The organism is Kribbella deserti (assembly GCF_042434725.1).
GTDB classification, from domain to species: domain Bacteria; phylum Actinomycetota; class Actinomycetes; order Propionibacteriales; family Kribbellaceae; genus Kribbella; species Kribbella deserti.
The window spans coordinates 1-13,316 of record NZ_JBHLTC010000012.1 but is presented as its reverse complement, the minus strand read 5'-3'; the positions used below and the strand labels follow the sequence as shown (position 1 = coordinate 13,316).

Below are 13,316 nucleotides of genomic sequence, written 5' to 3'. Positions count from 1 at the left end.
GCGCCACACGGCGAGAAGTCACACGTGGCGGGTCATCCGGAGTCAGCGGGGGAATGGGATGAGGGTGGTGGCGTTGGAGGGGGTGAGGGTTACGTTGCGGGCGTGGGGGGTTTCGGGGGTGGGGTCGGGGGCGTGGAGGGTGTAGCGGGCGAGGGTGGCTCGGAGGATCTCCGTGGACTCGAGCATGGAGAAACCCGCGCCGAGGCAGCGTCGTACTCCGCCGCCGAAGGGGATCCACGGCGCCGGCTGGCCCTCGATGAACCGCTCCGGGCGGAACACCTCCGGCTCCGGATAATGCGCCGGATCCGCATGGACCAGCCCGATCGCGGCCATCACCGTCGTACCTCTCGGCAGGTGATATCCCGCCAGCTCGACCGTTTCCGTCAGCCGCCGGCCCACCTGGTAGATCACCGGATGCCGCCGCAGGGACTCCTTCGTCACCGCTTCCAGGTATTCGTCACCGCCCGTCTGCGCTTTGCGTAGTACCTCCGGCAGCCGGGCCAGGTCGTGCAACGTCCACGCCAGCGAGGTGGCCGTCGTCTCGTGTCCGGCGAGCAGCAACGTGACCAGCTGATCGCGCAGTTCGAGGTCGGACCACTCGCCGTTCTGCAAAAGCCGGGACAGTACGTCGGTGCGCCCGGCCAGATCCGGACTTGCCCGCCTGGCCGCGATTTCGTCGTACAGGAGCTTGTCGGCCTCACGTTGCGCGTCGACGTACCAGCGCCACGGCGGGTACCGCAGCAGGCGGGGATAGAACCCGCCCAGCATGATCACCGGATTGACCGAGACGACGCGATCGAGCAACGGCCGGAGCCGGTCGAGGCGTTCGCCGTCGGTCATACCGAAAACCACCTGCAGGATGATCTCCAGCGTCAACGCGCGCATCCGGTCGGCCAGTCGCAACGGCTGACCGGGCGTCCAGCTCGCCACCTCGGCCTCGGCCAGATCGGCGATCAGGTCGCGATACCCGCGCAGGGCGTGACCGTGGAACGCGGGCATGAGCTGTTTCCGGATTCGCAGGTGCTCGTCCTCGTCCAGGATCAGCAGCGAGTGGTCGCCCATGATCGGCTGCAGTACGGCGTTGCCCTCGCCGCTATGCGAGGCGGTGATCGGCAGCGAGAAGAGCGTGCGGATATCGGCCGGATCGCTGAGGACGACGACCACCCGGCCGCGCGGCACGATCCGGATGGTCGCCACATCGCCGTACCGTCGTCGCAGCCAGGGGAAGAACCGCGACCGGTGACTGGCGAACAGGATCGTCTGCAGCAGCATCGGCAGGCGCGGCCCCGGCGGCAGCGTGCGGGCCGTCCGCCGATCGAGGGTCCGTGTGTCGAGCAGTGGCGTCGTCACCCCTCCACGGTAGGCCGACAGGCGGGCAGCGTCCTTGCGTCCGGCGTTCCGGGTGGACAAGGTGGAGGCATGACCGAGAACAACAGCGAGGACTACGGAAGCTACAGCGTCGACGACGAGGACCAGCTGCAGCCGGGGGACAGCCTGGACGACCGGGGCGTGGACGATGTGCTCGACGAGGGCTATTCGCCGCCCGAGAAGTGGTCTCCGGCTGAAGGCTTCGGCAACACCGCCGAGGAGGCACTTGCCGGCGAGACGCTGGACCAGCGGATCGCCCAGGAAGAGCCGGATATCGACCCGTACGCCGAGGAGACCGAGAACGTCGGTGGCCCCGAGGTCGGTGGCGCCCGCTCGGGCCGGCTGGTTGCGCCGGACGAGGGCGCGCACACGGACGAGGACAAGGACCTGATCGCGGAGGACATCGGTATCGACGGCGCGGGCGCCAGCGCGGAAGAGGCCGCGGTGCACGTGGTCGAGGACGATGACGAGCTCTACGAGGACTGACCTGCCCTAGCGGCGAACAGTCGAGCCGGCTGATCGGGCTGAGCCGGATCCAGCCCGCTCAGCCGGGCAGGGTTGTGGCACGTCACAAAGAACACCTCCAGAAGTCTGGGTAGCCACCCAGCGACCGGCGGGCCGTTGGTGGTCGATCATGTCTGCAGATGCTTCCCATCGGTAACTTCGCCACCACGGAGGGTTCATGAGACGACGTGCGCTAACCGGCCTCGCAGCGGCGGCCGCGCTGCTCGGCCTGCTTGCCCCGACCACCCCTGCCGCAGCCGAGGCCGAGCCCTACGAATACGTCGCGTTGGGCGATTCAGCGGCGGCCGGGCCGCTGATCCCGCTGCAGATCTCGGTGGCCTGCCTGCGGTCCAGCCTGAACTACCCGCACGTGGCCGCGAAAGCGCTCGGCGCGCAGCTGACCGACGTCTCCTGCTCCGGCGCGGTGGTACCCGACTTCACCAGTAAGCAGTTCGGGTTCGTCCCACCGCAGTTCAACGCGCTGAAGGACTCCACCGACCTGGTGACGGTGGCGATCGGCGGCAACGACACCGGCCTGGTCCCCGCCGCTCTGAGCTGCATCAACCTGTTGCCGCCGCCGGCCGGTACGTCGTGCAAGGCGCGCTACACCGCCGGCGGCAAGGACCAACTAGCCGCACGAATCGCCGCGGCGGCGCCCTCGGTGGGCCAGGCCTTCGCCCGGATTCGCGAGCTCGCCCCGAACGCGAAGGTCCTCGTCACCGGATACGGCACGTACGTCCGCCCGGGCGGATGCTTCCCGGCCGTGCCGGTCTGGTCCGTCGACGCCGACTATCTGCAGGCCACGGTGGATCGCCTGAACACGATGCTGGCGCAACAGGCCGCGGCGCACGGAGCGACGTACGTCGACCTGCGTACGCCGAGCATCGGGCACGATGCCTGCGCGCCGATCACCAGTCGCTGGCTCGAAGGGCTGGTACCGACCTCGGCCGCCGCGCCGTTGCACCCGAGCTGGCGGGGAATGGCCGCCTTCGGCGAAATCGTCGCCCAAACCGCAAGCGAGGTGCGATAAGGCGGAATCCGCCCTCTTCTGTGCGCGGGCCTGCAGAGGACGGCCGTGCTGAGAGGGCGGGTTCCGGCGCATGAACGCCTAGCAGAAGCGGGCGAGGGCCCCCGCCAGGTTGGCAGGGGCCCTCGGTTGCGTAGGGGCTAGGCGCGCTTGAGGCGGAGGGTGAGGATCTGGAAGGGGCGGAGCTCGAAGGAGACGCCGCCGTCGACCAGGTCGCGATCGGCCAGCTGGCGTTCCAGCAGGTCGACCTCGGTCACCGCGGCCACCTCGAACCCGGCGGTCAGTGTCGCCCGGGAGCGACCACCGCTGGACTCGTACAACCGGACGATGACGTCACCGGACTTGTCGTCGGCCAGCTTGACCGCTTCGACGATGACGTTGCCGTTGTCCACGGCAACGATCGGCGAAGGTGCCGCCGCGCCGCTGACAACGCGCTCGGGCAGGTTGATCCGGTAGCCCTCTTCGACGGCCTCCGGAATACCCGCGCCGACCACCAGCGCGTAGTTGATGACGTGCACGCCCTGGTCGGTCTGCGGGTCGGGGAACCGCGGCGCGCGAATGACCGACAGCCGGATGTTGGTCGTCGTACCACCGTCCTCGCGGGCCGTGCGGGTGATGTCGTGCCCGTAGGTGGAGTCGTTCACCACGGCCACGCCGTACCCGGGCTCGCCCACGTGTACCCAGCGATGCGCGGCGATCTCGAACTTGGCCGCATCCCACGAGGTGTTCTGGTGGGTCGGGCGGAAGATGTGCCCGAACTGGGTTTCCGAGGCCGAGCGATCCGCGTGAATGTCGACTCCGAAAGCCGCCTTGAGGAACTTCTCCGACTCGTGCCAGTCGACTTCAGTCTCGATGTCGACCCGCTTGGTGCCCGGGCGCAACCGCAGTGTCTGGGTGATGCTGGACCGGCCGAACGAGCGCTTCACCACGACCGTGCCCGCGCCGTCACCGTCTTCGGACGGCGCGCTGAACTCGACCGAATCCACCTCGGTGATGTCGCGGACGTTGTTCTGGTAGAACGAGTCGACGTCCCAGGCATCCCACTGGTTCGGGGTGTCCACGTGGATCTGCAGCAGGTTCGCCACGTTGCCCGGGGCAATGACCTCGCGCTCGGCGGCAACGTCGTACACCGAGGTGATCAGCCCGCGCTCGTCGACCGCGACCCGGATCAGGCCGTTGTCGAGTACGCCCTGGTCGACCGTGACCGGCGCGTCCTCGGTGGTGCGGTGACCCGCACCGAGTGCGGCGACACCACCACGGCTGTGCGGTGCCGCGTTGAACGTCACCGGCTCGAACCCTTCACCCGCCAGTGCCGAAAGCGACCGGCCGATGATCGACTCGAGCTCCTCGGCCACCTTCGCGTACGTCGCCTCGGCCTCGCGGTGCACCCAGGAGATCGAACTACCCGGCAGGATGTCGTGGAATTGGTTGAGCAGTACGACCTTCCAGAGCCGGTCGAACTCCTCGTACGGGTAACTGTCGAGCTTGCCGGCGACAACGGCGCTTGCCGCCCACAGCTCGGCCTCGCGCAGCAGGTGCTCGCTACGCCGGTTGCCCTGCTTGGTCTTGGCCTGTGAGGTGTACGTCGCGCGGTGGATCTCCAGGTAGAGCTCACCCGACCACACCGGCGCATTCGGGTACTCGGCCTCTGCCGCGCTGAAGAACTCCGTCGGCGACTCGATCGTCACCTTCGGGCTGGACTCCAGGTTGGCCACCCGACGGGCCGTCGCGATGAACTCCCGGGTGGGACCGCCACCGCCGTCGCCGTACCCGAAGGGCACCAGGGAACGCGTGGCCGCGCCGTTCTCGGCGAAGTTCCGCTGAGCGTGTGCGAGCTCCCGGCCGGATAGGTCGGAGTTGTACGTGTCGATCGGCGGGAAGTGCGTGAACACCCTCGTACCGTCGAGGCCCTCCCACCAGAAGGTGTGGTGGGGGAAGCGGTTCTCCTTGTTCCAGGAGATCTTCTGGGTCAGGAACCACTTGGAGCCGGACAGCTTCACCAGCTGCGGTAGGGCCGCCGTGTAGCCGAAGGAGTCCGGCAGCCAGACCTCCTGGGTGTCGATGCCGTACTCGTCGAGGAAGAACCGCTTGCCGTGGATGAACTGCCGGGCCAGCGCCTCACCACCGGGCAGGTTGGTGTCGGACTCGACCCACATCCCGCCGACCGGAACGATCGTGCCGTCGGCGACAGCCTTCTTCAGGCGCTCCCAGACCTCGGGGTAGTTCTCCTTGACCCAGGCGTGCTGCTGGGCCTGGGAGAACGCGAAGACCAGCTCCGGGTACTCCTGCGCCAGGTTGGCCACGTTAGACACCGTGCGGGCCACCTTGCGCTTGGTCTCCCGAAGCGGCCAGAGCCACGCGGAGTCGATGTGCGCGTGTCCGACGGCCGAGAGCTGGTGAGCGCTCGCATGGGCCGGACGGCTCAGTACGTCGGTCAGTTCGGCTCGGGCGTCCGCGGCGGTTCCTGGCACGTTCTCGTAGTCCAGGACGTCCAGCGCGCGGCTGATCGCGCGGAGGATCTCCCGGCGCCGCGGCTCGCTCTCGGCCAATTCCTTCTGCAGGCCGTCCAGCGCCTCCAGGTCCAGGATCAGGTCCCAGACCTCCGGGTGGAAGACGGCCAGGTCAGCCCGGCGCAGCTCGTAGATGGGCTTACCGCCCGGCTTCGGCTTGCTGCCCAGGTCGTCGATCGGCGCGAACGCGTTCCAGCCGAGCACCTCGGGGTTCGCGGCGGCCTCGACGTAGAACTCGATCTGGTCGCCCGGCGCGGCCGGACCACCGTCGGGCCCGAAGATCGAGAGCGGGGCGTAGGTCTGGCGCGGGTGCAGGCCCTTCAGCGGAACGCCGCTGCTGGTGTGCACCAGGCCCTCCGCGGAAAAGCCCGGGCCACCGCTGAAGCCGAGGTCGATGACCGCCTCGATCTCCTGGCCCGACCAGTCGGCCGGGACCTGCCCGCTGAAGTGGAACCACGCGGTACCCCAAGCCGGGCCCCACGGCGTACCGACGCCGGCCGGCTCGTACGGCGCCGCGAGGGCTTCGGCGGGTGACACCGGCTCACCCGGCGCGTGCCAGACCTTTATGTCGAGCGGTACGGCGGCGCCGTAGATCGCGGGGCGGATGCGTTCCCTCAGGGCGCGCTTGAGCCGCTCCTCGATGAGTGATCGGTCGTCGTGCACGAAGTCCTCCGTGAAATGGTTCTGACCTGGTTCGTCATGACAACGCTGTCACACCGAGGTGGCGCCCGTCTAGACGGCATCGCCTCCGGGTTGCTCGTGGGAGCGTTGCCGGGCCGGCTTGGCCACGACTTGAGCGAGGGGAGGCGGCCAGGCCGAATGCCGACTACCTTTGGCCCATGGATCGCCGATCGTTCCTCGGTGCCGCCGTCGCCGGCGCCGCGGCCGTCGTGACGCCCGGGTGCTCCCGGGGCCGCTCCGACGAACCAGCTCCCTCGTTTCCAGCCAAGCTCGCGACCGGTAATGCCGGTGGCGTCTACGACAAGTACGGGGAGGGCCTGGCCAAGCTCGTCTCCGAGGTGACCGGTAAAGAGCTGCAGACCAAGCGCACGGACGGCTCGGTCGAGAACCTCAGGATGCTCGCGCAGAACGATGGTGCCGACCTCGCGTTCAGCCTGGCCGACTCCGCGGCCGACGCCCACGAGGGCAGGCACGTCTTCTCCCGCAGCGGCGCGATTCCGATGTGGGCGCTGGCGCGAACGCACGACAACTATGTGCACGTGGTGGTGCCGTTGAGCTCGAAGATCGAGAACCTCGGCGACCTCAGGAACAAGGTCGTCAACGTCGGCGCGGAGAACTCCGGCACGCTGGTGACCGCGACGCGGCTGCTGCACGTGTCGGGCATTCGCAACTTCAAGCCGCGTAATCTCGAACTGGGCCCGGCCGCGATCGCGCTGGAGCAGGGCAAGATCGACGCGCTGATCTGGAGTGGTGGTCTGCCCACCGAGCCCTTGGTCAAGCTGCAGAGCCGGATCGGCTTCCGGCTGATCGACATCGGCCCCCAGGCCGCGAAACTGGCCAACAAACGCCTCGGCAGTTACGTCCTGACGTCGGTACCGCCGTCGGTGTACGGGCTGTCCAACTCGGTCAACACGCTGTCGGTCCCGAACTTCCTGCTGGCCAAGTTCACCCTGTCCGACTCGTGGGCCTGGTGGACCGTCAACACCCTGTTCCGCCGTCAGCCCGAGCTGATGAAGTACCACGCCGAAGCCGGCTCGCTGGACCAGCGCTCCGCCATCGCCACCATGCCCGTCCCCCTCCACCCCGCCGCCGAACGCTGGTACCGCGCCAACCACACCTGAGCCCGGGCCCGAGTGACGCCCGGCCGCCCCCGCAGGGCGCAAGTGGATCGGGTCAGCGGCGGTGCTGGGCTTCGGCGGGCATGGGGAGCGGTGCCGGGTCCAGGGCAGGCAAGCGGATCTCGATGACGAGGCCGCCGCCGGCGCCAGGGGTGGCCACGACACGGCCGCCGACGCGGGTGGCTTCGGCCCGGACGATGGCCAGCCCCAGACCGGTACCAGGCATCTCCCGGTGATGGGTGCTGCGCCAGAAGCGCTCGCCGATCTTCTTCAGGTCGTTCGAACTGAGCCCGAGGCCGTGGTCGCGAACCTGCAGCACAACCTCGTCCTGATCTCGCAGTACGGACACCTCGACCGGCGGCTGGCCGTACTTGGCCGCGTTGTCGAGCAGCACGTCGAGAATGTCGTCGATCTCCAGCTCGGAGGCCACCCGGCCCGGCTGCATCTTGCCGACGATCAATTCCAGATCGTCCGCCGCGTACACCGCGGACCACCCGATCAGGCGTTCGCTGACGGCCTCGGCCAGGTCCATGCCCTCGGCGTCGCCGCCTTCGACCGGGCGGTCGGAACCGGCCAGCCGCGACAGCCGTTGCACGATCCGCCCGAGCCGGTCGATATCGGCCAGCGCGAACCGCGCGGTCGGGGAGAGCCGGGACAGGCCCTCGATGTGGATCCGCGCCGAGGTGAGCGGCGTACGAAGCTGGTGGGACGCGTCGGCCACGAACTCGCGTTCGCGCTGGCGGGACTGGTTCAGGCTCAGCGCCATCGAGTTGAAGCTGTCGCCGAGCCGGCGGAGTTCCGGCGCGCGGCCGTCCGTACGCACCCGGATGTCGAGGGCGCCACGGGCCACCTGGTGGGTCGCGTTGTCCAGGTCCTGCAGGGGCTTCAGCACCCAGCGGCTGACCGGCTGTACGACGCCGAGTACGACGAGCCCGAGGCTGAGCAGCAGGCCGCCGAGCACCACCAGCAGCCAGCGTTGTACGTCGGCCCGGGTGTCGTCGGTCGGGACCATCAAAACGGCGGCGCCGAGCACGCGCCCGTTGTTCACCACCGGGCGCGAGACGATCATGTCGGCGGTGCGCCACGGCCAGAGCGCAGGTGGTTCGTCGTTGAGCCGGCCGGCCAACGTACGGTCGAGTTCGGCCCTGAGCTTGGGCTCGTTCACGTTCACGCCGGATCGCGACGTGGCGATCACGCGGTTGTCGACGTCGACGATGAACACCGGGGTGTTGTAGAGCTTGTGGTAGCGGACCGCGAGCTGGCGCAGGGTGGCGATATCACCTGACTGCAAAGGCGATTCGGCCACGTCGGCGAACCAGTCGGCGTCGTTGCTGCGGGAGACGAAGAGCGTGCGAGACGCGCCCGAGGCCACGTAGTTGGCCAGGGGCAGCGCGGCGGCGATGGCCAGCAGAATGACCAGCGGGACCAGAGACTGCAGCAGGCGGCGTCGCACGAATCAGTCCCCGGTTCTCAATCCGCCCCGAGGCGGTAGCCGACACCCCGGATGGTCTGGACGAGTTCGGGCCGGCCCAACTTCGCCCGCAGGCTGGCCACGTGCACGTCCATCGTTCGCGACGAGGCCTCGAAAACCGACTGCCAGGCGTACAGCGCGACCTGTTCGCGCGGCACCACCCGGCCGTGGTGGGAGGCGAGCACCGCGAGTACGTCGAACTCCTTGCGGGTCAGCGTGATCTGCTTGTCCGCCACCTCGACCGTACGGGCCTCGATGTCCACGGTCAGGTCGCCGACCTTCACCCGCGGACGTGGTTGCAGTAGCCCGGTCCGGCGTAGCACCGCGTCGATCCGGGCCAGCAGTTCGGAGATCGCGAAGGGCTTCACGACGTAGTCGTCGGCACCACTGCGCAATCCCCGCACCCGGTCAGCTGCCTCACCCCTGGCCGTGACGGCGATGACCGGAACGTCGGAGACGGTCCGGATCTGGCGGCACACGTTGATGCCGTCTCCGTCGGGCAGGCCGAGATCGAGTAGCACCAGGTCGCCGGGATCGGCTGCCAGTGCCTCGGCGGCGGTCCGCACATGTGTGACCACCAACCCATATCGTCTCAATGCCGGGATGAGCGCATTCGCGATGTCGAGATCGTCCTCGACCAGCAAGATCCTCACGGCGCCGCTCATGGGGGTGATCGTAGGGCACCGCCGGTTAGACGTGTGTGTCAGATCTTGGTTAAGAGCCGATCTGTAATCTCCATGCCCTGAGTCGGGCACACCTAGCCTTCGGGCACAGGAGGGAGCGGAGCGATGACTGTCGGTATCGGCGGTGACAGCGGTAGAACGCTGTCCGAGGCCGAGATCGCCGGGTTCGAACAGGAGCGTCCGGCGCGAAGTCTGCACCGGTCCCTGGACCTGGCGGTGTCTGTCTGGTGTGCCGTCGTAAGTGTGGGCGTGCTGCTTCAGGTGTTCTTTCCGATACCTACCGGCACGCAGTATTACCTTGTCCTCTTCCTCGCCGCCATCCTGCCGATCACCCTGCTGTGCTACCGCGGCTGGAAGGTCCCCGCGGTGATGAACCCGTTCCGGAACCGCCGCCGCCCTGGCGACAATCCAGGCGTGTTCGACTGGCTACTAGCCGTTTTGGCGTTCGTCGTTGCCCTCTACCCGGTCCTGGACTTCGACGCCTTCCTGGAGCGCCGGCAGATCCCGGAGACCCTCGACGTTCTAGCCGGCACACTGTTGCTGCTGCTGAGCCTGGAGGCCTGCCGCCGTACGACGGGCTGGGTGCTTCCGGCCGTCAGCCTGGTCTTCATCGCCTACTCCTACTACGGCAGCTACGTGCCGACCACGTGGTCGTTGGCCCACGAGGGAGTGGACTTCCCGGCCATCATCGCGCAGCTCTTCATAGGCACGTCCGGCTTCTACGGAACGCCCCTGGCGGTTGCAGCGAGTTACATCGTGTTGTTCACGATCTACGGCGCGGTACTCGAGGCGTCGGGCGCCGGGAAATTTTTCATCGATCTTTCGTTCGCCGCCTTCAAACGCAGTCGCACGGCTCCCGGGCGTACCGTCACGCTGGCCGGCTTCCTGCTCGGCACGGTGTCCGGATCGGGTACGGCGACCGCGGTATCGCTGGGCACGGTCTCGTGGCCGATCCTGCGGCGCGCGGGTTATCCGGCGGAACCAGCGGGCGGCATGCTCGCGGCGGCCGGTATCGGCGCGATCCTGTCGCCGCCGACGCTGGGTGCGGCCGCCTTCATCATCGCGGAGTTCCTGGAGACGAGTTATCTGGCCGTACTCGGCTTCGCGGTCATCCCGACGATCCTGTACTACCTCGGCATCCTGTTCGCGATCGAGATGGACGCGCGCCGGCACGGTACCGACGCGGTCGAGCCGTCGGGCAAGTCGGCCCGCAAGCTGCTACTTCGGTTCAGCTACCACTTCATCTCGCTGTTCGTGATCATCGGCTTCATGGCGATGGACGTGCCGCCGTTCCGGGCAGTGGTCTACGCGACCCTGCTCCAGATCGGGCTGTCGTTCCTGGACAAGGAGCACCGGCTGACGCCCGGGCGGCTGTTCGTGGCGCTGGCGCAGGGCACTCGCTCGGTGCTGCCGGTGGTCGCCACCTGTGCGGTGGCCGGCATCATCGTCGCGGTCACCACCCAGACCGGTCTGGGTCTGAACCTGGCCGAGATCATCGTGTCCGGCGCGGCGGCCGTGTCGCAGAACGCGACCGTGGTGCTGATCCTGACGGTGGTGCTGTCGGCCTTCGCGGTGCTGCTGCTCGGTCTCGCCGTGCCGGTGACCGCCTCGTTCATCATCGCCGCGGTGATCATCGCGCCGGCGCTGGTGCAGCTCGACGTCACCAAGCCCGAGGCGTACATGTTCATCTTCTACTACGCGGTGCTCTCGGAGGTGTCGCCGCCGACCGCACTGGCCGCCGTGGCGACGGCCGCGATCACCGGCGGGCGGGCGATGGCCACCATGTGGCAGGCGTGGAAGTACACGCTGCCCGCCTTTCTGGTGCCGTTCGCCTTCGTTCTCACCGACAACGGTTCGAACCTGCTCGGGCAGGGCAGTCTGCTCGGCATGGTGTGGACCCTGCTGGTTTCGGCGCTCGCGGTCGGCGCGCTCGCGATCGTCACCGGCGGCTGGATCGTGGTCCGGACCGGCCGGCTGGAGCGCGTGGTGTGCGTGCCCGCGGCCCTGTTACTGCTGTACCTTGCGCCCACCACGATCGGTATCGGGCTGGGCCTGTTACTGCTCGCGGTGGTCATCAACCTCGGCCGGCGACAGCGCCTGCGGAGTTCAACGGAAGGATCTGTGCCGACATGAGAATCCGTCGCCTCTCCACCACGGTGGTCGCGATCGCCACGGCCATCACCCTGGCCGCCTGTGGCGGTCAACGCGAGGCGAACACCGGCGATGACACCAACGGTGGCCGTCTGACCATCGCGACCGGTAACACCACTGGCGTCTACTACCAGCTGGGCGGTTCGCTCGCCTCGCTGATCTCGTCCAAGATCGAGGGCTACCGCGCCACGGCCAGCGAGACCGGGGCGTCGGTGCAGAACATCCAGGGCCTGGTCGCGGGCAACTACGACATCGCGTTCTCGCTCGGTGACACCGCGGCCGACGCGGTCGACGGCAAGGGCAAGTTCCCGGTCAAGCAGGAGGTCGTCGCGCTGACCCGCCTGTACCCGAACTACACCCAGGTTGCGGTGCGGACCTCGTCCGGTATCAATACCGTGGCCGACCTCAAGGGCAAGAAGGTCTCGACCGGCTCGCCCGACTCCGGTACCGAGGTGATCGCCCGGCGCCTGATCGAGGCCGCCGGTCTCGACCCCGCCCGCGACATCACCGCCCAGCGGCTCGGCCTGCCCGAGTCCGTCGACGCGATGAAGAGCGGCTCGATCGACGCGCTGGTGTGGTCCGGCGGCCTGCCGACCAGCGGTATCACCGACCTCACCACCAGCCTCGGCAAGGACGTCAAGCTGATCTCGCTGGCCGACGTACTGCCCGCCATGCAGAAGACCTACCCGGACGCGTACGCCGCCGGCGACATTCCCGCCGCGACGTACAAGCAGCCGGCCGACGTGTCTACGATCGTGGTACCGAACGTCCTGCTGGTCCGCAAGGACATGGCGCCGGAGCTCGCGGAGAAGATCACCAAGCTGATCTACGAGAACAAGGACGCGCTGATCCAGGTCAACGCCGCGGCCAAGGGCATCAAGCTCGAGGACGCGACCAAGGTGGCCCCGGTCCAGATGCACCCGGGCGCCCAGAAGGCGATCGACGAACTCGGCTAACAGCCCCCAAGCCACCCTCCCCCGCAAACCAGGCGCAGCGGGGGAGGGTGTTCGTTTTCCCGCCGGGTCTGTGCGGCCGGCCTAGCTCGGTGCAGGTGCGGGCGGGACCGTGCATATGAAAGGTGCGGCTGGTCGGCCTAGCCCGGCGGAGGTGGCGGTGGGATCGGCATCATTCCGCCGCGCAGATAAAGGGAGAGCGCGGAGTCGCGTTTCGGGTGGCGGTGGTAGTGCGTCGGTACTACCCGGCCCTCGGCGTTGTCCCAAGTGGTATCGGCCAGGCGCCACATCCGATGGGCCATCCGGCCGGCGAAACCGGTGTGCGGTGAGACCGGATGCGCCCGGGTCGGCGCGTGTTCCTCGGCGCTGAGCAGCCGTTCGGTCAAGGAGCTGATGTCGCCGCTGCCGAGTTCCTCCGCCAGCATGGCGCCATACTCCGTCTCGAGCCGTTCGTGCTCGGCGAGTAGTTCATCGATGCGCCGCCACAGGTCGGACTGGCGTAGGTGCTGGGCCCGGCCGTCGCCGTAGATGCGGGCCTTCAGCAGGCGCAGGTTCTTCTCCAGCCGCCGCGCGTTGTCGACGTACGCCGCCACCTTGGCCTTACCGTCGTCGAGCCGACGGACCCGGGGGAGCAGAACGTCCTCGGCGGCGGCGAGGTGCTGCGCGGTGATCGCGTAGAACCAGTCGGTCTCGTGCCGTCGATCCGGTGCGCCGGCGTCCGGCTGGTGGGCGGGCCGGGCCAGCTCGCGAATCATCAGGTGTTCGTAGCCAAGAGCCTTTTCAAGCGTGGCCCTCTTCGCCAGGCTGGTTGTGAGTCAGTTGGCGATTGGGTGAGGAGCAGGGTGTGACG

General features: G+C 68.2%; 10 protein-coding genes. 5 read left to right on the top strand and 5 right to left on the bottom strand.

Annotation, left to right across the window (positions count from 1 at the left end):
* Positions 1-42: 42 nt before the first annotated feature.
* Positions 43-1,350, bottom strand: a complete 1,308-nt coding sequence (locus tag ACFFGN_RS10500) for a cytochrome P450 (RefSeq protein WP_380045926.1) — start codon at positions 1,348-1,350, stop codon at positions 43-45.
* Positions 1,351-1,419: 69 nt separating this feature from the next.
* Between ACFFGN_RS10500 and ACFFGN_RS10495 the strand changes: the two genes are divergently transcribed.
* Together ACFFGN_RS10495 and ACFFGN_RS10490 are read left to right on the top strand one after the other, a co-directional pair.
* Positions 1,420-1,854 carry a DUF5709 domain-containing protein gene (locus ACFFGN_RS10495; RefSeq protein WP_380045924.1) on the top strand — a complete coding sequence of 145 codons (435 nt, stop codon included), beginning with the start codon at positions 1,420-1,422 and terminating at the stop codon, positions 1,852-1,854.
* Between the two features lie 196 nt (positions 1,855-2,050).
* Positions 2,051-2,902: an SGNH/GDSL hydrolase family protein gene (locus ACFFGN_RS10490; RefSeq protein WP_380045922.1), complete on the top strand. Its 852-nt coding sequence runs from the start codon at positions 2,051-2,053 to the stop codon at positions 2,900-2,902.
* 137 nt (positions 2,903-3,039) lie between these two features.
* Here the strand turns inward: ACFFGN_RS10490 and ACFFGN_RS10485 are convergent, their stop codons facing one another.
* Positions 3,040-6,072: an alpha-mannosidase gene (locus tag ACFFGN_RS10485; RefSeq protein WP_380045920.1), complete on the bottom strand. Its 3,033-nt coding sequence runs from the start codon at positions 6,070-6,072 to the stop codon at positions 3,040-3,042.
* A 176-nt stretch (positions 6,073-6,248) separates the two neighbouring features.
* Between ACFFGN_RS10485 and ACFFGN_RS10480 the strand changes: the two genes are divergently transcribed.
* Complete coding sequence (locus ACFFGN_RS10480) at positions 6,249-7,211, top strand: TAXI family TRAP transporter solute-binding subunit (protein WP_380045918.1); 963 nt, start codon at positions 6,249-6,251, stop codon at positions 7,209-7,211.
* A 52-nt stretch (positions 7,212-7,263) separates the two neighbouring features.
* Here the strand turns inward: ACFFGN_RS10480 and ACFFGN_RS10475 are convergent, their stop codons facing one another.
* Positions 7,264-8,661: a sensor histidine kinase gene (locus ACFFGN_RS10475; RefSeq protein WP_380045915.1), complete on the bottom strand. Its 1,398-nt coding sequence runs from the start codon at positions 8,659-8,661 to the stop codon at positions 7,264-7,266.
* A gap of 17 nt (positions 8,662-8,678) precedes the next feature.
* On the bottom strand, positions 8,679-9,344 hold the full coding sequence (locus ACFFGN_RS10470; RefSeq protein ID WP_380045913.1) for a response regulator transcription factor: 666 nt from the start codon (positions 9,342-9,344) through the stop codon (positions 8,679-8,681).
* A 123-nt stretch (positions 9,345-9,467) separates the two neighbouring features.
* Between ACFFGN_RS10470 and ACFFGN_RS10465 the strand changes: the two genes are divergently transcribed.
* Both ACFFGN_RS10465 and ACFFGN_RS10460 read left to right on the top strand, forming a co-directional pair.
* The gene (locus ACFFGN_RS10465) at positions 9,468-11,495 is read left to right on the top strand and encodes a TRAP transporter permease (RefSeq protein ID WP_380045911.1); all 2,028 of its coding nucleotides are present in this window, start codon (positions 9,468-9,470) and stop codon (positions 11,493-11,495) included.
* On the top strand, positions 11,492-12,469 hold the full coding sequence (locus tag ACFFGN_RS10460; RefSeq protein WP_380045909.1) for a TAXI family TRAP transporter solute-binding subunit: 978 nt from the start codon (positions 11,492-11,494) through the stop codon (positions 12,467-12,469). The genes ACFFGN_RS10465 and ACFFGN_RS10460 overlap by 4 nt, the downstream gene beginning before the upstream one ends.
* 137 nt (positions 12,470-12,606) lie before the next feature.
* Here ACFFGN_RS10460 and ACFFGN_RS10455 read toward each other — a convergent pair whose 3' ends face one another.
* Entirely contained in the window at positions 12,607-13,221 is a 615-nt protein-coding gene (locus ACFFGN_RS10455; RefSeq protein ID WP_380045907.1) for a hypothetical protein, read from the bottom strand.
* Positions 13,222-13,316 lie beyond the last annotated feature (95 nt).

Coding starts and splice junctions, on each gene's coding strand:
- ACFFGN_RS10470 (WP_380045913.1), bottom strand. CDS start 9,344: ATGAGCGGCGCCGTGAGGATCTTGCTGGTCGAGGACGATCTCGACATC.
- ACFFGN_RS10455 (WP_380045907.1), bottom strand. CDS start 13,221: ATGATTCGCGAGCTGGCCCGGCCCGCCCACCAGCCGGACGCCGGCGCA.
- ACFFGN_RS10460 (WP_380045909.1), top strand. CDS start 11,492: ATGAGAATCCGTCGCCTCTCCACCACGGTGGTCGCGATCGCCACGGCC.
- ACFFGN_RS10465 (WP_380045911.1), top strand. CDS start 9,468: ATGACTGTCGGTATCGGCGGTGACAGCGGTAGAACGCTGTCCGAGGCC.
- ACFFGN_RS10490 (WP_380045922.1), top strand. CDS start 2,051: ATGAGACGACGTGCGCTAACCGGCCTCGCAGCGGCGGCCGCGCTGCTC.
- ACFFGN_RS10495 (WP_380045924.1), top strand. CDS start 1,420: ATGACCGAGAACAACAGCGAGGACTACGGAAGCTACAGCGTCGACGAC.
- ACFFGN_RS10480 (WP_380045918.1), top strand. CDS start 6,249: ATGGATCGCCGATCGTTCCTCGGTGCCGCCGTCGCCGGCGCCGCGGCC.